At 45.4% G+C, this 21,312-nt stretch carries 18 protein-coding genes and 1 pseudogene; 5 read left to right on the forward strand and 14 right to left on the reverse strand.

Going from position 1 to position 21,312, the window contains the following annotated elements; translation table 11 throughout:
• Positions 1-139: 139 nt before the first annotated feature.
• From JGK39_RS24905 to JGK39_RS24950, 10 genes and pseudogenes are all read right to left on the reverse strand, one after another.
• Positions 140-619 carry a hypothetical protein gene (locus JGK39_RS24905; protein ID WP_293259011.1) on the reverse strand — a complete coding sequence of 160 codons (480 nt, stop codon included), beginning with the start codon at positions 617-619 and terminating at the stop codon, positions 140-142.
• A 383-nt stretch (positions 620-1,002) separates the two neighbouring features.
• Positions 1,003-2,676, reverse strand: a complete 1,674-nt coding sequence (locus JGK39_RS24910; RefSeq protein WP_293259013.1) for a glycosyltransferase family 39 protein — start codon at positions 2,674-2,676, stop codon at positions 1,003-1,005.
• A gap of 165 nt (positions 2,677-2,841) precedes the next feature.
• Positions 2,842-5,817 (reverse strand): L-glutamate gamma-semialdehyde dehydrogenase, encoded by a 2,976-nt coding sequence (gene pruA, locus JGK39_RS24915; RefSeq protein WP_293259016.1) that lies wholly within the window; start codon positions 5,815-5,817, stop codon positions 2,842-2,844.
• A gap of 85 nt (positions 5,818-5,902) precedes the next feature.
• Positions 5,903-6,802 carry a hypothetical protein gene (locus tag JGK39_RS24920; RefSeq protein WP_293259018.1) on the reverse strand — a complete coding sequence of 300 codons (900 nt, stop codon included), beginning with the start codon at positions 6,800-6,802 and terminating at the stop codon, positions 5,903-5,905.
• 411 nt (positions 6,803-7,213) lie between these two features.
• Positions 7,214-7,672 (reverse strand): type II toxin-antitoxin system VapC family toxin, encoded by a 459-nt coding sequence (locus JGK39_RS24925; RefSeq protein WP_293259020.1) that lies wholly within the window; start codon positions 7,670-7,672, stop codon positions 7,214-7,216.
• Positions 7,669-7,938 (reverse strand): hypothetical protein, encoded by a 270-nt coding sequence (locus JGK39_RS24930; RefSeq protein WP_293259022.1) that lies wholly within the window; start codon positions 7,936-7,938, stop codon positions 7,669-7,671. Before JGK39_RS24930 ends, JGK39_RS24925 begins: the two co-directional genes overlap by 4 nt.
• A 176-nt stretch (positions 7,939-8,114) precedes the next feature.
• Positions 8,115-10,658 carry a protein-arginine deiminase family protein gene (locus JGK39_RS24935; protein ID WP_293259024.1) on the reverse strand — a complete coding sequence of 848 codons (2,544 nt, stop codon included), beginning with the start codon at positions 10,656-10,658 and terminating at the stop codon, positions 8,115-8,117.
• Between the two features lie 114 nt (positions 10,659-10,772).
• Positions 10,773-11,114 (reverse strand): DUF5615 family PIN-like protein, encoded by a 342-nt coding sequence (locus tag JGK39_RS24940; protein ID WP_293259026.1) that lies wholly within the window; start codon positions 11,112-11,114, stop codon positions 10,773-10,775.
• Positions 11,115-11,117: 3 nt separating this feature from the next.
• Positions 11,118-11,444 carry a DUF433 domain-containing protein gene (locus tag JGK39_RS24945; RefSeq protein WP_293259028.1) on the reverse strand — a complete coding sequence of 109 codons (327 nt, stop codon included), beginning with the start codon at positions 11,442-11,444 and terminating at the stop codon, positions 11,118-11,120.
• An 86-nt stretch (positions 11,445-11,530) separates the two neighbouring features.
• Positions 11,531-11,767: pseudogene (locus JGK39_RS24950) on the reverse strand (DUF433 domain-containing protein); the annotation flags it as partial.
• Positions 11,768-11,815: 48 nt separating this feature from the next.
• Here JGK39_RS24950 and JGK39_RS24955 point away from each other — a divergent pair.
• The 3 genes from JGK39_RS24955 (at position 11,816) to JGK39_RS24965 (ending at position 13,696) form a co-directional block, all read left to right on the forward strand.
• The gene (locus tag JGK39_RS24955; RefSeq protein ID WP_293259030.1) at positions 11,816-12,454 is read left to right on the forward strand and encodes a hypothetical protein; all 639 of its coding nucleotides are present in this window, start codon (positions 11,816-11,818) and stop codon (positions 12,452-12,454) included.
• Positions 12,451-13,365 (forward strand): hypothetical protein, encoded by a 915-nt coding sequence (locus JGK39_RS24960; protein WP_293259031.1) that lies wholly within the window; start codon positions 12,451-12,453, stop codon positions 13,363-13,365. The genes JGK39_RS24955 and JGK39_RS24960 overlap by 4 nt, the downstream gene beginning before the upstream one ends.
• 133 nt (positions 13,366-13,498) lie before the next feature.
• A complete protein-coding gene (locus JGK39_RS24965) occupies positions 13,499-13,696 on the forward strand; it encodes a type II toxin-antitoxin system HicB family antitoxin (protein ID WP_293259033.1) in 198 nt (65 codons plus the stop codon).
• A 277-nt stretch (positions 13,697-13,973) separates the two neighbouring features.
• Here the strand turns inward: JGK39_RS24965 and JGK39_RS24970 are convergent, their stop codons facing one another.
• The 3 genes from JGK39_RS24970 to JGK39_RS24980 all read right to left on the reverse strand — a co-directional run bounded on the left by JGK39_RS24970 (position 13,974) and on the right by JGK39_RS24980 (position 17,107).
• Entirely contained in the window at positions 13,974-15,383 is a 1,410-nt protein-coding gene (locus tag JGK39_RS24970) for an NAD(P)(+) transhydrogenase (Re/Si-specific) subunit beta (RefSeq protein WP_293259035.1), read from the reverse strand.
• Positions 15,380-15,673: an NAD(P) transhydrogenase subunit alpha gene (locus JGK39_RS24975; protein WP_006633295.1), complete on the reverse strand. Its 294-nt coding sequence runs from the start codon at positions 15,671-15,673 to the stop codon at positions 15,380-15,382. The genes JGK39_RS24970 and JGK39_RS24975 overlap by 4 nt, the downstream gene beginning before the upstream one ends.
• Before the next feature lie 285 nt (positions 15,674-15,958).
• A complete protein-coding gene (locus JGK39_RS24980) occupies positions 15,959-17,107 on the reverse strand; it encodes a Re/Si-specific NAD(P)(+) transhydrogenase subunit alpha (protein ID WP_293259037.1) in 1,149 nt (382 codons plus the stop codon).
• Between the two features lie 853 nt (positions 17,108-17,960).
• Here JGK39_RS24980 and JGK39_RS24985 point away from each other — a divergent pair.
• Together JGK39_RS24985 and JGK39_RS24990 are read left to right on the forward strand one after the other, a co-directional pair.
• Positions 17,961-18,473: a DUF2808 domain-containing protein gene (locus tag JGK39_RS24985; protein WP_293178156.1), complete on the forward strand. Its 513-nt coding sequence runs from the start codon at positions 17,961-17,963 to the stop codon at positions 18,471-18,473.
• Positions 18,474-18,872: 399 nt separating this feature from the next.
• Entirely contained in the window at positions 18,873-20,141 is a 1,269-nt protein-coding gene (locus tag JGK39_RS24990) for an MFS transporter (protein WP_293297709.1), read from the forward strand.
• A 267-nt stretch (positions 20,142-20,408) separates the two neighbouring features.
• On the opposite strand, the gene JGK39_RS24995 is transcribed toward JGK39_RS24990, so the two are convergent.
• Positions 20,409-21,176 (reverse strand): ATP-binding cassette domain-containing protein, encoded by a 768-nt coding sequence (locus JGK39_RS24995; RefSeq protein WP_293262954.1) that lies wholly within the window; start codon positions 21,174-21,176, stop codon positions 20,409-20,411.
• Positions 21,177-21,312 lie beyond the last annotated feature (136 nt).

The raw sequence follows: 21,312 nt of genomic DNA on the forward strand, positions 1-21,312 counted from the left end.
TGTAGTGAGGACTTTAGTCCTTCCTCATAACAATCTAAAGAAGGACTAAAGTCCTGACTACGAACCTATAATAAAGTTTGTAGTGAGGACTTTAGTCCTCATCTTCTGTAGTTGCGGTATCAACCACCCCAGGACGATCTTAATAATTGGCGGCGTAAGTCAAGTCAAATTGGCGGCACAGGGTGATGCAGCAGTAGCCTGGGCGATCGAATACTAACTCGTAATTCATCTCCCCGTCTATTTTGGTAATTGGCTGCTTTAAGGGGATGCCGTGAATGTCGTATTGGCGGCGTTCTAAGGCACTCCAGTCGATAATTTTGATGTCGATTTGGTTCTGCAACTCACTTGCGATCAGGTATAAGTGCATCTTGTCTTGAACTTTCCCAGTCAGGGGAATTTTGATCGACATTGACTGAGTGACAAGGGGTTTTTGGTCGTTGGGATGCTTCTGAGTGTGGCAGCTTTTGAGTTCGATATCGTAAGGTTCTAACTTAAATTTCTCTCCATTGGCGATCGCAGACGTGTGCAAGTCTTTCAGGGATTTTTCTAGGTGAGGAATCAGCCCTAAATCAGGATCGCACAGCAGTTTGCGAATATTGGAGGTTTCAGTTACTGTCATTTTAGATTTTTGATGTTATGTTTGTGATTCTTAAATTATAGCTTACCGCGAAAAGTAATTCTGTTCTACTATACTTGCGACATAGTTCCAAAAACCAGGTTTCTGGGCAGTATTTCCCGGCAAACCAGATTTTGATTCGTCAATGTTTTTATAGCCTTTCTCAGAAAGATGAGGTATGACTATAAATGGGAGCATCTCAGTTTTGCAATAAACATTTTTTAAAGAGCGGACTGAAGTCCGTACTACGAACCTTTTTTGAGCGGAACGACAGCACTGTAAATGCTTGATAAATGGAGTTTTTTATGCGACCTCGCTTCTATATAATAAATATAAGAGGGCTAAAGCCCAACAACGTACCTCACTTTTTTGAGAACCGCTATAAATTATTTTTTGGTAATTTTCCAGAGATTGAGTTCGACATTAGCAACCGCCGGATTTATTTGATAGTTTTGCTGTTCAATTGCCGATCGCAAATCTGAGGAAGGCCTGTATAAAAACAACTCGCCCAAACCGCCGGGAACTTTGGGGGGTTGTGGTTTTTTTCGTGCCAACTCTCGATTTTTGTAGCAAGAAGTGTAACAGCGGGGTTCGATTAGCAGTTTGACTTTTGGTTGCAGGTGATAACTTAAAGGCATGATGTATGCTATATTCGCATCGCTGATGATGAGGGGATTGCTGGCAGAATTGACAGTCGCAGCGACTTCTAATTCGGCGCGCAACCAACCGCTGCCTTTATTCCACCAACTATCAGCTTGAGAACTAACTCCACCGGAGATGATGCCTGCACAAAACAGTGCAACTATAACTATTTTCCACAGTCTTTGCAGTTTTGAGTTATCAAAATTGTTGCTAATTTTCGCAGACAGCAGGTAAGCAACTGCTAGCTGAATTCCCACATAACAAGGAACTAAATATCGCGGATTTGCCGATCGCCTCCCACCTTTAAGTATATCTGGCACTGCCAAAAATAAGGCTGTTGTGGCAATTAACAATAATATCAATAACCAAACCCGTTTTGGTGTTTGCCGGCACACAAAATAAAGGGAATAGCCGACTAAAGCTAGAATCAGGATGCCAACAGGAATGATTAAGGCTAGTTGTGCGGCGCTGGCACTTCCATCAATGCCAATATCAAAAAATCCTATGCTGACGGCGCCCACCCACCTGCTGACTAATCTGAAGAGATTTGTCTGTTCTGCCCATACTGTGGTACTTCTAACTTGATTGAAGTTTTCTACAGTATTTACGAGGGAAGGCATGAAGCCAATTAAGGCGACCATTGCTGCTGCATAATAGGCAATAAATGTTTTAACATCGCGCCAGTTGGCGATGACTGCGACGTAGATTGCGTGGGCTGTGGCTACCCAGATATATAACAAGTGGGTGTACAATCCCATGGCTGCTGTGACTGCGTAGAGTGTCCAGTGAGAGACTAGCAACATTGGATTTTGATTGACATCCGGGCGCATTGCTCGCAGCAAGGCTGCACTGGATAAAATAGTAGTTAATGTCCACAAACTGTACTGTCTGGCTTCTTGGGCAAATAAGATGTGGTAGGGAGAAATGGCGAAAATTGCGATCGCCATCCATGCTACTGTCGGAGATTCAAATAACTCCCAAGCCAGCCAATAAATGGCGGGAAATACTAGCAAGCTAATGACGGCGGCCAAACTTCTCATTGTTGCCACGGAACTGCCGAACCATTGCGCCCAAAATCGCGCTAGTATGTAATAGAGTGGCGGGTGTTGGGGGTCTTCGGTTGCTAAGGAATTGAGGGTATTGCTTAAAGTTTTTTGAGAGTTGATCTGCTGGTATTTTTGTAAATCTGAGGATGAGGTTATTTTTGCGTAGGAAATTTGTTTGATAATTTCTGCTTCGGTGTAGCCGGAAACTCTTAAGGAAGTATAGTTTTCGTCGATCCAGTAGAATTTGCGATCGAGATTGACAAAGCGAAATAAAATGCCGATCGCTAATACGGCTATAATTAAAAATCGCAACCACTTCTCAAGTGGAGGGTTGTGAGAATTTAGTCGATCGCGATTTTTAGTAGATTCCATTTTATAACTAGCTAATCTCGCCTAATTTTTTTCTGTTACCCCACAGACAACACGGTTCGTAGTGAGGACTTTAGTCCTTATTTCTTAATAGCCAGAGAGAGGACTGAAGTCCTCACTACGAACCTTAGGAAAGGACTGAAGTCCTTACTACGAACCAAAGAATGATTAATCGTCTACTCCTGCAATTGGTGCAAAACCTTGCCGCTGAATATTTTCAGTTATGGTACGAGGTTCGAGGAATTGCAGCAAATAATCCGGGCCGCCGGCTTTAGAACCAACTCCCGAAAGTTTGAATCCTCCGAAGGGTTGGCGCGATACCACAGCGCCGGTAGTTCCGCGATTGATGTACAGGTTTCCGACTTCAAAATCGGCTTGGGCGCGATCGATATGCGAAGGCGTGCGAGAATACAATCCGCCAGTTAAAGCGAAATTTGTTCCGTTAGCAATGGTAAGCGCTTCATTGAAATTTTTTGCCCGAATCACCGATAAAACCGGGCCGAAAATTTCTTCTTGGGCGAGAGTTGCAGTCGGCGATACTTCCGTCACAATGACTGGGCCGACAAAATAACCGGTTTGGGGCGCGGCCATTTCTAAGGCTATCTTAGCTTCGGCGCGACCTTTTTCGATGTATTCGCGGATGCGCGACTGGGCGCTGGCGTCGATTACAGGCCCGACTTGAGTACCGGGATTTTCGGCTGGGCCGACATTGAGCGATCGCGCGGCTTCTACTAATCTTTCTACAAAAGCATCGTACACCGACTCGACCACAATTACTCGCGAACAAGCGGAACATTTTTGACCGCTGTATCCAAAGGCCGAATAAACTACGCCCGCAACTGCTTGGTCTAAATCCGCACTTTCATCGACAATAATTGCATTCTTACCGCCCATTTCCGCAATTACTCGCTTCAGGTGTTTTTGTCCCGGCTGCAAAATCGCAGCTTGGGCATAAATCTGACAGCCAACTTCCTGAGAACCGGTGAAGGTAATCATGTGAACGTCGGGATGTTTCACCATGTAAGCGCCGACAGTTGAACCTTTGCACGGCACGTATTGAAATACGCCTTTGGGAATTCCAGCTTCTAGCAAAATTTCCGCTATTTTTGCAGCAATTACTGTGGAAAATTCCGCAGGTTTTAGCAAAGTACAGTTACCTGCAACCAGCGATGCAACTGTCATGCCGACGGGAATTGCTAAGGGGAAATTCCAAGGGGAAATAATCAGAGAAATGCCGCGCGGCTGATAGGTGTAGCGGTTAGTTTCTCCGGGTATGTCGTAATTTTGCCCTTGTTCCAACCGTTCCATTTCGTCGGCATAGTAGCGACAAAAATCAATGGCTTCGGAGACTTCAGCATCGCATTCTCTGACAGGTTTACCGACTTCAAACACCATCCAAGCTGACAGTTCGTGGCGCCGCTGTTCCATCAATTCGGCTGCTTTGCGGAGGACTCCGGCGCGCTGGCGGACGGGGGTTTTGCGCCAACTTGTGGAGGCTGCTTTGGCTGCTTCTAGGGCTTGTTTGGCTTGTTCTTCAGACAGCAATCCGATTTTTCCGACTACTTCTTCGGGATTGGAAGGGTTGAGGGAGTTAACTGTTGTTTCGGTGTTTTGGTACTCGCCGTCGATTAGGGGTAAGTAGGTTTTGCCTAAGCTAGCGCGGACTGATTTGATGGCTGTTTCTGCTTGTTGCCGCAGTTTGGTATTGGCGTAGTCGGTATCGGCGACGTTGGGAAATACTTTGCTGTAAGCTATCTGGTCGTTGCCATTGGCGACTGGGGCGGCTAATAATTGTTCGATCGGCATTTCTTCGGAACTTTGCCGGATAAACGAACTGTTGGCGGTATTTTCCAGCAATCGGCGGATCAAATAAGCCATTCCCGGCAGCAAATCGCCGTAGGGACAGTATACTCGGACGCGATAACCCCGATCGACCAAAAGCTTGGCTAATTTGTCGCCCATGCCGTACAGCACTTGCATTTCAAACCGGCGGCGCGGTATATTCAGAGTTTCGGCAATCGCGATCGCCCTAGCTTGCGATCGAACGTTATGACTTGCGATCGCAGCATACAAATATTCGTGATTTTCCAGCAACAACTGAGTCATTGCTTCAAAATTTGCATCCGTAGCAACTTTGTCATTGTAGACAGGCTGCGGCCAATCCTTCTGCATCGCCTTGATAGTTTCCTGATCCCAGTAAGCGCCTTTTACCACACGCACCGTTACCGGATTTCCGCGTTTTTTTGCCCAAGCAATAATGCCTTGCAAATCTTGTTTGCTGTCGCGCAAATATGCCTGCATTGTAATGCCGACATCCGTGCGACTGCGGAACTCTTCCTCTAACAATAACTCTTTGAGAATGCTGAGAGTTAAACTCTTATATTCGTACTGTTCCATGTCGAAATGAACCGCCGCACCCAACTCTTTAGCGCGCCGCAATAACAGGCGAATTCTCTCGCTAACTTTTTCCTCGCTGCCTTTAGCATCCAGCGGATCGAACTGAGAATAAAAAGCCGTTAACTTGACCGATACTTGCACTCGCGGCAAAGTTTCGCCGTCAGCTTTGTCAATGGCATCAACCTGCGACCAATTCTTAGCTGCATTCGCGAGTTCCGCCATCAATTCCAAATAGCGGTTAAGATAAACTTCCGCCTCAGTTTCAGTAATTACAGCTTCGCCCAAAAGGTCAACTGTAAAACCCATTTTATCTTTGCGAAGCCGTTCTAAGGTTTTAATTACCTGCTTGATATTTTCCCCAGAAATATACTTGTGCGCCAAAGTTTCTACAGCAGGCGCAACCGTCGTCGCAGCCAATTGTCCAGGAATCGAATCAGCGTTAGTAAAACTGAGCAATTTTTTCAAAGCATCCGGCAATTCTACCTCTTCCACAGTCAGGTATTCTTGCAAGTGGCGGGCAATTTCCGGCTTGCTGCGGAGTGCGGGCAAACAGTCAATAAATCGAAACAATTGCACCCGCAGTCCGGGGCTGGCCATTGCCCAATCCATCAGCTTGTCGTCCCAGCGCATTTGGTCTTGCAGTTGGCCGAAGAACGATCGCTTTTTGTCTTGAGTTGCCTTAAGGATTTCTTTAGCAATTTCCTGAGTCTTGGCTTCGTAGATGCTTGGAGATACTTGTGCGACCATTGGTAATTAGTAATTGGTAATGGGTAATTGGCAACCAGGGTGGGTTGATGTATTTTGCAACTACCCCCTGATACGATTATACTTGCTATTTGACTTCAATTTTCACTCCGTAGTTTGCTTGGCGATCGCCCGAAATTTCAATAATATAATCGCCGCTGCTGGCTAGTTGACCTTGCCACTGACCTGTGCTATCAACAGTACCTACTTTTTCACCGTTAGGAGCAATAATGTCTGCACTAACTTGACCTTCTTGCACCTTTACTGTCATGCTTTGGCCGCTATTGCATTCTAGCAAGTAGCGTTTGGATATATTAGCTCGCAAACTATTGCTGAGAGTCGTTCCCGTAGCACCTGCTTGAAAGTTAACTCGCTCAGTTACAGGGGTTTCCACCACAGCGGGAGAAGGTGACGGCGACGGCGAAGCAAGTTGCGGAACGCCTGAGAGCGATGGTATTTGAGTCGGAGTAGGGGACGGTGCGATCGTGGCGGGCAGTGTTTGCTGGGGTGCTGGGGGGACTCCGGGTTGACGGTAGGCGCGCGCTGTTGGGACAGGTGGAGGGCTTTCGGGGAGGGGTACGTCGGAGTGCAGTTTGATTTGAAGGTTTGCTCTTTCTTGATACATTCTCCACGCTATCAAACTGCCGAGACTGAGCACGGAACCGACTAACATTCCGCTAAGAAAGACTGCCAAGATTTGCCAGATTGGAGTTGGTTTGCGATCGGGATTTGCTGTGTAACTTGTGGGTTGAGAATAACCGACGATTTGACTGGTTTCCGGCGCATTGTCGGCGGGTATTGGAATTGTTTCTGTTTCCTCTATTGTCGGTGAAATATCTTCGGGCGCGACAATTTCAGCGGGAGTTTCAGCAGGCGCGGAAGTTGCACCGTCACTGGTAATTGCAGTGTTCGCGAACTCCTCGCTGGCCGTTGAAATTGTTTCCGGTTGCTGAGTCAAAATTTGGTTTTTTTCCTGTTCGTCGCTCATGGGGCTAAATTTTTTGTAGAAATGCTGCTTTTAGATATTTTACGCGATCGGGACTTGTGCATTAAGACCAAAGAAACCGGGTTTTTTACCTAATCTCTGCATTACAATGAAGGATTTTCGGAAAAAACCCGGTTTCTGACTTCCCGTGCATAAGCCGTAGGGTGCGTCGCTCATATATTGTCGTAAATTACCGAGATTATCGCAGCGACGCACCCTACTTTCACTCGCGTCCGGGTGCGTCGCTCATATATTGTCATAAATTACCGGGATGATCGCAGCGACGCACCCTACTTTCAATCGCGTCCGGGTGCGTCGCTCATATATTGTCGTAAATTACCGGGATGATCGCAGCGACGCACCCTACTTTCAATCGCTGGTAACAATAAAAAATCGAATTAATTACCGATAAAGCTAAGAATAAGACAGTGGCGGTACATCGAAATCGTTAAACGATCGAACATCATAAGATGTGCCGACTAAAGCTCTGACTAGCTTTTGATCTAGAGTTAGCAAAGGCGCGCCAACTTGTTCTGAAAGAGCAACGTAACTGCCATCATAAGCAGAGATTCCATGATTTAAGGCGATATCTGTTGCATCTAAAATCAGTTCATTAGTAGATACTGCACGCAAGGATAAACCTCTAAGATTAGCTAAATCTGTTGAAACATCAGCAGCAGCATAAAGTCCAGCACGGACATACTTCCAGATAATATTTGCACACTCAATATAAAACAGATCCGGTACAAATATTTCAGTCTGTGGGATTTCAAGATGGGTAAATAATTGAACGACTTTGGATGACAGCGGATCGGGGATAAATTGCTTAATCCCCACGCTAGCATCGACTACGCACCTCATAGGATTGGTCATCTATCGCGATCCTCTCTAATTAAAGCGGTACTATCTAATATCATCCCCATATTTGCGGGACGAGACTCGCGACGACGGCTGATTTCTGCCAATAGTTCTCTTACAGACTTTTTACGTTGTCCTGAGAGGGGTTTTATCTTTGTTGACAACTCAGATTCTAAAATGGCGATCGCAAATGCACTAATCGAGCGGTTTTGAGCATCGGCTAACTCTTGGAGCCTCGTATACAAATCCTCTGGTATATTTTCTATTTGCAGGGTAGCCATCTCTTAAACTCCTAGCATAGTTCTCCTAAATATTAGCATATGGAGGCGAGTTTAGGAGGTATCTTGGGATTTACGGTTGGGTGGGGGCGGGTTTATGAGATTGTTCGTTACAGGCGAGTATTGTTAGTGAAGCCGCCCCTACAAATTCCCGCTACCCGATGCCAGATTCCTAATTACTAATTATTAGGCAAAGACTGCCAAAAAGGTCGCGGTTCAGGCTTCCTCACAGTATTCGTCGCCGACTGCACGTTTCCTTTCAATTCTTGATAATACCTGTCATCGAGAAAACTCACGCTAACGCCAGCAGGAATCAGCAATTGGCGCAATCTTTCTTGAGTGTAATCTAGACCGTCAATCATTGCCCCGCGCGGATTTGAAACTAACAACTTGCCGTTAACCGGTACCGAATTGACCATATTCGGCCACCAAGCATAACCGCTGTAGCCAAACATCGCTGGAACTTGGATAATTTGGTCGTCGGCGAGGGCAAACTCTCTTTTCAACTTCTCTAAAATCGGATAGATTTTCTGCTTTTGCAGATTGAGATTGTGTTGAATTAAAGCGGGATTTTTCAAAGCAGCGCTGACTGTAGTTTCCGTGCTCAAGCCGCGATTGATCGTAACATCGCCGTAACCTTTTCCCGCCAATTCTTCCAACAGCCTAACTCCGGCTTCTGGACTGGCGATCGCCATTATATACTTTCCGGGAGTTTGACTGGGAATAAAATTGATAATTTCATCGACTTGGCGAGTCAAAAGCCAAGAAGTATCAATATCCACCGCCGGCCCTTGAATTCTCTGAGCTTGAATAAAATCAAGTACCTCGGGATTAAAACCAGCATTCCCCGAATTCCCGTAATAAACTCGACCCATTGGGTATCCGGGAATCGGCGGTGTCACCTGCAAATTGCCGTAGCCATTTGACCACTGACTTACAGGATTTTCATCGCGACGGTTGCCAATTTTAAATACTCTCAAATCCCGCTCTTGAGTTGATTTAGCAGGCTTGTCGAGCCCTGGATTGCTAGGGCTTTTTATGGCGACATTAACTTGGCGTACTTCCGATTTTTCGGGAACTTGAACGTAGCCGTTTTTCTGAATGTCTTGCATCCAAGCATTATCGCCCTGGATAATTTTTACTTGAGCGCCCGTAGGTTCTACAGCTTGTTTTAGTTCGGAGATAAATTCGCTGTTTCCCGAGCCTCTGTCGCTGACCGCAACTTCTGTTACTGGTGCGGTATTGGCAGGCATTATCCAAGGACTGACGCCCATTTGGATTGTGGCGGCGGCGATTTGTTGACCGTTGTTTTCGGCAGTTGCTTTGAGATTAACTTGGCCGTTCCAGTTGCGATCGGCAAATTGTTTTGCTTCCACTCCTAAAACAATATTCGTGCTGAAAGTTAGGGGTTTATTACCGGATATATCTACAGGTAGCCAGCCGCCGTCAGTTTTCTGAAAAACGCTGATGTGAGGGCTAGCAATGCTGTCAGCGGTGATAAATAATTGAGAGTTTTTGAAGTTTTCAGACAGTGTTAAGTTAACTTGAGAGAGCATTGCTGCGCGGCGGGGGACGCTAACTTTGGTTTGTTGCCAAGTCGGTATTTTTGTGCGATCGCTCTTTTGCTCGTTAAACAGAATTAGCGCGCCGCTGGACAATGACCATTGTTCTTTTCCGGCTTCGTCTAGCTGATTAATTTCGCCGTCTCTGTTGGTATCTCCCGCAAAGAAGAAGTTCGACGGCGACGCGGCCGGCGCAACTGGGGCTGGAGTTGCGGTTGCGGTTGATTCGGGAGTTGCGGTTGCGGTTGACTCGGGAGTTGGTTGGGGAGTTGCTGGTTGATTGAGTTCTAATAGTTGTCTTTGTTGTTCTTTTAGGGCGAGTTCTTGCTTTTCTAATTCTTGCCTTTCTAGTTCTTTTAGTGCTAATTCTTCCCTATCTTTTGCTTGGCGGGCGAGTTCTTGTTTTTCTTGTTCTTGGCGGACTAATTCTTGCCTTGCAAATTCTTGTCTTTCTAGTTCTCTGCGGGCGAGTTCTTTTTTCTCTTGTTCTTGTCTCTCTATTTCTCGGCGAGCAAATTCTATTTTCTCTTGCTCTTTTCTGGCGATTTCTCTTACCTGTTCTTCCTCGGCTCTAATTTTCTGTGTAGAACGTGCTACTTGCCATTCGTAGGTAGCGAGAGTGAGGTTTCCTTGATATTCGATGGTTTTGTCGATCGCCCGTTCAGCCAAAAAAGAACCGTGGGGAATGAGCCGGAGGTTATTGATAGCCAATTGCCAAAAGCGTTGCGACTGTTCCCAAGTAGCGGGATCGGCTTTAGAAGTGCGTCCGATTACGACGGCTTGGGAAGCTATTCTAGCAGCTTCGTCCCAATTATTTTTGGCTTGTTTTTCGATTTGAATCTGATTTTGAACGTTTTGAAGTTGCTGCGCCAGAGTTTGGGATTGGTGGCGGGGGCTTTCTGGTTGCCAATATTCGGGAGAAAACAGACTGCTGTCGGGAGTTTGGGCAAGTTTATCTAATTGTACCTTGAGGCGATCGCGCAATTTGTAGAGTTCCGGGAGGGATTGCGGAGTGTCGCCGTCTGGCTGTCGCGGGGAGAGTGCGAGTTGGTAGTTTAGGGAAGGTTGGGAGAGTGTTGCGGGGATTGCAACCCAAATTATACCGATGACGACACCGAAAGAATTGACGATCGCGATCGCCACATATCGAACCCAGCGCATATAGTTAATCCTCAGACACCCAAATGATTTTACCTAATCTTGGTGCATTTAGTAAGATTTTAGGATAGGTTTGGGCGATTCACGCTCGGGATAGCTACGCTTTACGGCTTTTTTTCAGTTTTGGGGACGTACCACCCGAATCAATTTACCAGTCAAAGTTTCTTCAGCGGAAATAGCATCATCGATACGTGATGCTAGCATTTCCCAATTGCGATCGTTAGTGCAAGTAATAATACCAGAATGATTGGGTTGCAGGCGATGAAGTCGGATGAAATCTTGCCTATTCAATGTTAACACCGATCGCTCGTCACCCGTTGCAAATGCTAATACTCGATCGTCAGGAATTTTCAGTCCAGCATTTCCCGCTTCTTGAACAGTTAAAACATCGTGACCGAGAGTTCGGAGAATTTTTACAACAGCTATTGGGTATTGCTCATCTGAATATAAACGCGCCATATTTTAGGCTTCCTCATTTTCTCGGATTGCCAGTTCAATTTCATCAGGATATGCCTCAGCATAAGCCCAGGTATTTGCCAGATCTGCTGCACCAATAGTGGGATAATTTTCTAGCAAATCGGCTTCACTGTATCCTAGACGACGAGCTTCAATCATTACCCAAACAGGGATGCGAGTCCCAGCGATGCAAGCCCTACCGCCACACACGCCCGGAGTTTTTTCTATTCCTTGCCAAGTATTGCTTAAACTTTGGACTAATAGCTGTATTGCCTGAGTTTTTTCACTAGGAGTTAAGGCAAGGAGTTGTTTTTCTAATTCTTTCAGTGTCATTGTTTACTATTCCATTTTTATCGAAGTAATATGGGTGCGATATTATATTATAGCAAACTCACCCCTGTGTAAAAATATTCTAACTTTTAATAAACATCGCTTTCTTCCATAACTTCATCATTTTCTTTGATTGCTTGTTCAATTTCTTCTGGGTAAGCATCGGCATAAGCCCAGGCATTTACCAAGTCAGCGGCGGTTAGATCGGGAAATGATTCTAAGATGATAGCATCGGAAGCACCTAAACGGCGATCGCACACCAGCGACCAAACGGGTATGCGAGTATTGCCGACACAGGCATCCCCTCCACAGACACCGGGAGTCTTTGACTTGTGATATAATCTCATATATGTAGTCAACTCTTCCAAATAGTTATGAGTTTAACAGCCAAAATACAAGGAACTAAAAAAATATTAGATGCTCAAGATTACAACAAGGAAGAACACAAAACTTTAGTATTAGACAAGTTCACCGATACCCCTTGTATTCATGTTTCAGGGTATGACAGAAAAACCCAGTATGGCTATACGACAAATGTAAGATCGCACTTTCGTTCAACTTATACGGGAGAATTTCCTATAGATATTGAATTTTCTGATGAGTATTTTAAAAAAGGCGAAAAATACTCACCAGGGGAATCAGAAGAACACCGAGAAGGCAAACGATGGATAGCTGACAAGGTAGAAGAATTATCTAAAGGTTTTTTATCCAAAGAAATTCTGGAGTTTGAAAAGTTACTTAAACTGGAAAACGGCAAATATAGAATCTGCGATGTAGCTTTTAATTTCCCTTGTGGAGAACTTTTTGTGTTTGAGTGTCAATTATCTGCAATTACTCCAGAAATGTTAGAGTCACGGTCTGAAGATTACCGCAGTTTAGGTGTTACTTTTGACTGGTTGTTCGGAAAAAGTGCTCATACAAATGATAATATTAGTTGGTATTATAACTATTTTGGCAAATATCCTTACATTTTAAATTTTGAAAGAACCATACAAGACTCGGAGGCTACATGAAAATTTCCTTAAACACTCATTTCTTAAATTTAGGTAATTTAGAAATACAAGCTACTCGTGACAAGACAACATTAAATGTGGTTAAGGAACCACTTTGGATAGAAAAATCTATTGATTGGTGCGTCCCATTTTTAGAACATTCTCTTGTGTATAAATCTAATTTTTTACAATTCAGTGACTTGCTTTTTGACGAGCTTGGTTTTTTAAGGACTCTTTATAAAGAAGAAAAGATGCACGGTGTAATTAAGTGTCTAGAGAGATTACACAAAAATTATTATTGTAATTTTTGTAATGAGGATAAAAAAAAGAATGGCGTGTACGAACCATCAGTAGTTAACTTATGTTTCTCTTGCACTGTTTATCAATTAATACAAAATGAATGGGTTAAAGCATGGGAATTTTATGAGCTAGATAAAAAGCAAACTAAAGCTGTGTTATCACTTTCGTCTGTCGAAGCCTTAGAAAAGTATTGCATGAAGCTGATTTACGGATTAACATCCAATTATCATGAAGTAAAAAGAATTGATTTAAAATTACGTCTAACACATACAGGTAACGTGACTTATTTTGAAGACTTTCAACCTTTAGATAGTCATGTCTTTTATATCGATCTTCAAAAATTAGTTTTAAATTTGTTTCAAGTATGGGGGAGTTTAAGTTATCAACAAATATTGAGAGGACTTAAAATATCTGATAAACCGCAAGCTGTTTGTAGTGAGATTCAAACCTTAGAAAAAACCGGAATAATCAAGAGGACTGCTGGGTTAAAAATTAAGGATGGTCGCTGGGAATTGGGAGAACTTAGTAACATAGACAATCTCCCTATGTACAAGAAAGAACAGGTGCAAATCTTAGACCAAAACAGAATCAGAGCAACTCAGCTTAGAGCTAGGGAGCTTACCGCAAGGTAGATTTACATACACCCATCTCCACTGAATATTTGAGTCAAACCCGATCGCCCAAATCGACAAAAGTGCAAAAGATGCGATATAATATCAAGTAAAACTATAATTGTTTGAGCTTGGCAGTCCGCCACTTCAAATTATGAAGTCAACACAACAGTTTACAGCAATAATTGAACGAGAAGGCGACGGATATGTATCCCTTTGCCCAGAACTTGATATTGCCAGCCAAGGTGACAATATAGAAGAAGCGCGACAAAATCTCATCGAAGCGTTGGAACTATTTTTTGAGACAGCCGATCCTTCGGAAGTCAAGAATCGGTTGATACTCGGCGATTGAAATCGCGACTATACAAACGAAGTCTGCCTACGCCGACTGAAGAATATTTATATCAAAATTAAATCCATATAAAAACCCGGTTTCTTCGATCTTGGCGAGTGGCCAGAAACCGGGTTTTTACGAAAATTATCCGCCGTAGTCCATAAATTAGGAAAAAAACCCGGTTTCTTCTAGCTTGGCGAGTGGCCAGAAACCGGGTTTTTTACGAAAATTATCCGCCGTAGTCCATAAATTAGGAAAAAAACCCGGTTTCTTCTAGCTTGACGATCGCAAAATCCTACAACTGCTTCACCTCAGCAACCAACTTCGCAACCACATCCTTAGCGCTACCAAACAACATCATCGTTTTATCCTTGTAAAACAACTCATTGTCAACACCCGAAAAACCAGCATTCATCCCGCGCTTGATCACGATCGTATGCTTGGCCTTATCCACCTCCAAAATCGGCATCCCGTAAATCGGACTCGCCGTATCGTGGCGCGCCGCCGGATTCACCACATCATTCGCCCCGATTACCAAAGCAACATCGGTTTCGTCAAATTGCGGGTTGATATCGTCCATATCGTACAACTGCGGGTAAGGCACGTTTGCTTCCGCCAACAACACATTCATGTGCCCCGGCATCCGCCCAGCCACGGGGTGAATCGCGTATTTCACGTCAACACCCATTTTTTCCAAACCGTCGGCTAACTCGCGTACCGAATGCTGGGCTTGCGCTACAGCCATTCCGTAACCGGGAATAATTACTACCGATCGCGCGTAGCCTAACATCATCGCACTTTCTTCGAGATTGATGCTGCGAACAGTTTTGTCGATCGCCCCACCAGCAACCCCAGCAGCCGCAGCACTTCCACCGCCGCCTCCAAACGCGCCAAATAACACGTTAGAGATCGATCGATTCATCGCCTTGCACATGATCTGCGTCAAAATGATTCCAGACGCGCCAACAAGTGCACCAGCAATGATTAGCATATTGTTCATCAAAATGAACCCAGCCACACTCGCCGCAATCCCCGAATAAGAGTTAAGCAGCGACACCACCACCGGCATATCACCGCCGCCGATCGGCAGCACAAACATGATACCGAGGATATTGGAAATCACTACCAAACCGAGGAATACCGGCACATCCTCGGGGTTAAATACCATATAACCGCTGCCGGCTAAAAGCGCGATCGCCAACAAGGCATTAAACGGCTGTTGCAGCGGAAACGAAATCGGAGCACCAGGTAGCAATTCTTGCAGTTTTGCAAACGCTACAAGGCTACCAGTAAAGGTAATTCCGCCGATTAAAACGCCCAAAAGAATCGTAATTGTCGCATCGGGCGCCGGCGATTGGGGGATGCTGAGATAGCGCCAGAATTCGCCCACAGCAACGAGTGCAGAAGCCGCGCCCCCGAAACCGTTAAGCAAACCCACCATCTGCGGCATATCCGTCATCGCCACGGTTTTCGCCATAATTGTTCCCAAAATGGAACCGACGATGATGCCGACAGCAATCAATTCGTAGCTGACTACTTGCTTTTCGAGTAAAGTACCGACGATCGCAATTAACATCCCGATCGCAGCTAACACGTTTCCTTGACGCGCAGTCGCCGGTGAACCCAACTGTTTCAAACCGACGATAAATAAAGATGCGGCTACTAGATAGCCTAGCTGAATGCCACTGGGCAGAAAATCGCTCACGCTTTAACCTCTTTTTTCTTGAACATTTGCAGCATTCGATCGGTTACTAGGAAACCGCCGACTACGTTGATTGTGGCCAGGGCGATCGCGATCGTCCCCAAAATCGAAGTAACAGTCACATTTCCCTGGCCCGAAATCAGAATCGCGCCTAAAACCGCAATTCCCGAAATCGCATTAGAACCCGACATCAAAGGTGTATGTAGCGTCGGGGGGACTTTATTAATTACTTCAAATCCCACAAACGATGCTAGGGTAAACACCACTAAACCTGCAATCAATCCTTCTGCCATGACAATTGGTAATTGGTAATTGGAAATAACTCGTTTCCGGTTGCGTCCGCCAGTCCCCGGTTGCGTCCGTCAGCCCGCCAGGGAATTAATTCCCTGGCTAATAGCCAAAGTCCTCTGAAGAGGACTAATAGAAATCTCCCATAATTCTTGTGGAACCAGGATTTTGCCTGTTCAAAACAAGCTTTTATGGAGAAATCTAATGAGTCTTCAGTCCTCATAGCGAGGACTTTAGCTTTGAGGCAGGGGTTTCAACCCTTGCCGGACTTTGCCTCATAACGACAAAATCTAACTGACGGCTGAAGCTTCAGCCGTCAAAGCATCGCGAACTCGCTGGTTGCTAACTTCGCCATCGCGGGCGACGCAAGAACCAGCGATGATATCATCTTCAAAATTCAAATTGAGTTCCTTATCTTTCAGCATCAACTGAAGCAAAGCCGAGACATTCTTCGAGTAAGTTTCGCTGGCGTGTACAGGCATCGACGACGGTAAATTAATCGGGCCGATGACATTAACTCCGTTCCATTCAACATCTTTCCCCGCTTCCGTACACTCGCAATTGCCGCCTTGTTCCGCCGCGAGGTCAACAATTATTGCTCCCGGTTTCATTTGAGAAACCATTTCTCTGGTAACTAAAATCGGGGCTTTTCTACCAGGAACTTGAGCGGTTGTAATTACTGCATCAGAAGCGCCGACGTGCTGGGTGAGCACTTGGCGGGTGTGTTCTTTAGCTGCTTCTGATAATTCTTTAGCATAGCCGCCTGCTGCTACAGTTTCTTCTTTGAGTTCGACATCAATAAATTTAGCGCCCAAACTTTGCACTTGTTCTTTTGTTTCCGGGCGGATGTCAAATGCTTCGACGACTGCGCCCAAACGACGTGCTGTGGCGATCGCCTGTAAGCCCGCAACGCCCACACCCATCACCAATATTTTCGCGGGGCGAATTGTACCCGCCGCTGTTGTCAACATCGGGAAATATTTCGGTAATGCACAGGCTGCAATCAGTACGGCTTTGTAGCCGGCGACGTTGGCCTGGGATGATAGTGCATCCATGCTTTGGGCGCGGCTGGTGCGCGGAATCATTTCCATGCTGAATGCAGTTATTTTGCGATCGGCCAACCGCTGTACTAACGCCGGATTTCCCAAGGGATTCAAAAATCCGATGAAAACTCCTCCTTCGCGAAGTTGGTGAACTTCTGATTCTTTGAGCTCCCCGATTTTGACGACGACATCGGCTTCGCCCCACAGCGTAGCGGTATCGGCGACAACACGAGCTCCGGCTTCTTCGTAAGCAAGATCCGAGAAAAAGGATTTTGCACCCGCACCCGCCTCAACCCAAACTTCGACGCCTTGTTTGACTAATCGGGCTACAACGTCGGGTACTAAGGCTACCCGGCGTTCCTCTGCTTCGACTTCTTTGGCGATCGCTAATTTCATGGACTCTCCTTATACTCTAGACACAGACATAGACAGGGCGGTTGAAACCGCGTCTACACAGACACTCACGTGACGGGAGCAGGTTGAAATTCAAATTTCCCAGTCGGCGTCCGGCGGACATCGTTTGTTTGGCGTGCGATTTCAATCGCTGGCTGTCTTCGTTTGTTTGGCGTGCGACTTCAATCGCTGGCTTCTCACGTTGATACTAAAGCCGATCCCCAAAATTACACTCGCTTCTTTAACTTGTCTTATAGATTCAAATTCACTAAACTGTTAACCTTGCAGCCCAGGGTGATATGATACAATGCTGCCTAATTCCGTAGTTTCAATGTCTGTTGTCAGTATTATTACGCAAAAAAAATTGAGCGAGCGCGGGCGTTCCGGCTGATATAATTATTGCGAAATTCGGTATATTGTAGGCTCGATCGCAAATTTCGGGCGATCGATATTTAAGGTTCACCAGCAGTTTGATTAGAGGAGTCAGGAACTCAGGGCTTAAGCCACTGAGCTTGTAAGAAATTACAAGCTGTTCTGACCAGACCCCTATACGGAGGAGACGTTATTTAGGTCACGACATCGGCGAATGCGACGCTAGTTTGCCGCTCTGTCATCTGCAATTAAACAGTTTTAAAGTCACTGAAACAGTGTTGCAGGTCTAACAAGCCTTTATAACCAGGTCGAAGCGAACATTACCCCGAAAGGGAGATCGAGGCAACCATACCTCACTCCTTGGGGCAACCATACGCCTCCAACCCTCGCCAGAGGGGATTCAAGGCGGTTGAAACCGCCCGCGTCGTTTCCCTCTCAGGGCTAAAGCCACTGAGTTTCCCACTTACCGAGTGTTTTTGTGATTATGAAACGATTATTTTCAGCACTAGCAGTTACAGGTTGCTTGCTGACAGGCTTACCGGCCATCAGTTTAGCCCAGTCGATGCCCGGATTCACGATTTTCGGCGGCCCAGAACGCGCCAACCAGTTAAACTATCGCTTGGATTACGGCAAAGCCGGAATGGTTGGCGACAGATACCGGCTGCGAATTCCTTCCAAAAAAGTAAGTTTGGCGATCGCCCAACTCAACATTACTTATCCAGACTATTACAAAGGCGAATTCGACCAAAAAGACATTAAAGTGCGCGTCAAAGACAAAACAATAGCATTGCAAGAAGTAATCTGGGACAAAGAAAATCGATTCATAGAAATTTATCCCGCAGAGCCAATTCCTGCCGGAAACAACGTTGAAGTTGTCCTCTCCAACGTCAGAAACCCAAGTCCGGGCGGAATGTACCATTTCAACGTCCGCATTCGCACTCCTGGGGACGTTCCATTGATGCGTTATTTAGGGACTTGGCTGTTGAGCATTGATTGAGGTTCCCGGAAGCAAATTTTAGCTAAACAGGCGATCGCGACAGAAAAACTCAACTGTGGCGATCGTTTTGCTGTAGGGAAGAAATTAACAAGATAATTCGCGATCGCACCGATGGCCAGAAACCGGGTTTTTTCTCAAAAATACTAGATTGCAGCCCGCAGATACGCAAAAAACCCGGTTTCTTTGCAAGGAGTGCATAAACCCTGAATACTCAAATCCTAATTTTCCGAAATCCTAAAATAGAACCAGAGGCCCATACCGCAATTCTATTTGATTCCTAAAATAAGTCTAGGGGAAGCCCACGGATGTTTGCCCCTCGCTAATTAGGCGTAGGCTTAGGGGTGCTATCCCGACAAAATGTTTACGAATCACATAGGATTGCTCAAGCCGTACTGATACATGAATCTACAAGCAAAAATCAAAAAAATCAAACTTCCGCCAGCCCTGCGATCGCAAAATTACCGCCTGTTTTTTGCAGGACAAGGCATCTCGCTGATTGGCAGTTGGATGACGCAAGTCGCTACAGTGTGGCTTGTCTACAACTTGAGCGATTCACCTTGGATGCTCGGCGTAGTAGGATTTACCAGTCAAATCCCCACATTAATTTTACTGCCTTTTGCAGGAGTTTTAATCGATCGCACGAATCGGCACCGAGTGATAATTACCACTCAAATCTTAGCGATGATTCAATCCTTAGCCCTAGCATTTTTAGCGCTAACAGGAGTCATCAACATTTGGCAAATCCTGATACTGAGTTTCTGTCAAGGAGCAATCAACGCCTTTGACGCGCCCGCACGGCAAGCATTTGTGTCCGAGCTCGTAGAAAAAAAAGAAGACTTAGCAAATGCGATCGCCCTCAACGCTTCCATGTTCAACGGAGCGCGACTCATCGGCCCAGCAATTGCCGGATTAGTGATAGGTACAGTCGGCCCGAGTTATTGTTTTCTGCTGGACGGAATCAGCTACATCGCCGTCATTGCAGGCTTATTAGCAATGAAGATCAAACCCCGTAAAATAGCAGCAAGCAATACCAAACCCTTACAAAGATTAAAAGAAGGATTCGATTACGCCTTCGGATTTCCCCCGATTCGAGCCATCTTACTGCTATTAGCATTAGTCAGCTTCGCCGGAATGTCCCACACAGTATTAGTCCCAATTTTTGCCACCAAAATTCTCAACGGCGGCCCGCAAACCCTCGGATTTTTGATGGCAGCTTCCGGAGTCGGAGCATTTGCAGGCGCGATTTATTTAATCGGACGAAAAAGTATCGTAGGCATCGGCAAACTGATTGCAATTTCGCCAGCAATCATGGGATTTGGATTGATTGGTTTTGGCTTGTCCCGCATTTTGTGGCTGTCATTAATCATGATGTTGTTTGTAGGATTTGGTTTCATCATCCAATTTGCCGGAGGAAACACATTTTTGCAAACAATAGTAGAAGACGACAAACGTGGCAGAGTAATGAGCATCTACACGATGGCATTTTTTGGAGTGACACCGTTTGGTAATTTAGTAGCAGGTGGAATGGCAAATTATATCGGCTCTCCCAATACAGTCATACTTGGTGGTATAATTTGTATTTTAGGTTCAATAATTTTTACCAGACAGTTGCCAGCTTTAAAAAACTTAGTTCGACCAATTTATCAAAAAATGGGTTTGATTTCCTAAAAAAATGGTAAACTTTTCTCCTTCTTTCTTCCCCTCTCTGTCTCTGCGCCCTCTGCGCCCTCTGCGGTTAAAACATCCAAATTAATTACACAAGATGTAAAACCAAAGGCAAATACCACTGCAATTTCACAGCAAATGATTGTTTTTACTGTACCGGGTGCAGGTGGTGGAGGATGTCATTGAGAAAGTACGTAGTTGCGCTTCAGCGCTCTTTCATCAATCAAAGAGCGCTGAAGCGCAACTACGTACCTCCGTTTTTTAGTTTATTCACCATTCTTGTTGGGCTTCTGCTTCTGCTTGGATTAAGTTTTGCCGCAGTTGCACCCAATCTATTTGATTAGATGGCAAGTCTTCGATGATTTTTCCGCGCTGTAAATGCAGAATTCTGGTGCTAAATTGCTCGGCTATTTCTAATTGGTGGTTGACCATTAAAATTGTGGTTTGATTGTTAGTTAGCTGTGTCAATACTTGCAAAAGGTTGGCGGCTTTTCCGGCGTCTAGGGCGGATGTTGGTTCGTCTAAAAGCAAGATTTTTGGTTGTAGAATGATGCCGCGGGCGATCGCCACTAACTGCTTTTGGCCCGTGGAAAGCTGCAATTCCGTGCGATCGAGCCATTCCTGGGGTATGTGTAATTGTGCGATCGCCCCGCTAATTCTCTGTGCAATGTTTGATGAAGCCACACCCCGCAGCTTCAAAGGATAAGCCAACGCTTCCCGCACCGACATCCCCAGCAGCTTCGATTCTTGCAGAATCAGGGTGATTTGTCTGCGAAGTTCGATCGCAGGTATTTGCCGGTATTCCGTATTTTCAAGATAAATCGAGCCAGTCGTGGGGCTGCTGAGTCGGTTTAACAACCGCAACAGTGTAGTTTTCCCAGCCCCCGAAGGGCCCACAATTGCGACGCGAGATCCCTTGTGTACCTGAAACGAGATATTATCCAATAAGTAGCTGGAGGCGATCGGTGTTTTCACGCTTACACCATCAACTCGCAATTGAGCAGTTATTTCTGTATTATTTTCCGAATAATTAGGCATTTAATTAATTAAAATTAGCAGATTTCCGTATTTGTAAGGTGCGCAGTGCGCACCTTACCCATGCCAAACCCAAAATTTACGGGCTTGACTTCTCTGAAATAAACCAGTATTTGTAGGGTGCGCACTGCGCACCTTA

It is taken from the genome of Microcoleus sp. PH2017_12_PCY_D_A (assembly GCF_020738565.1).
Lineage (GTDB): Bacteria > Cyanobacteriota > Cyanobacteriia > Cyanobacteriales > Microcoleaceae > Microcoleus.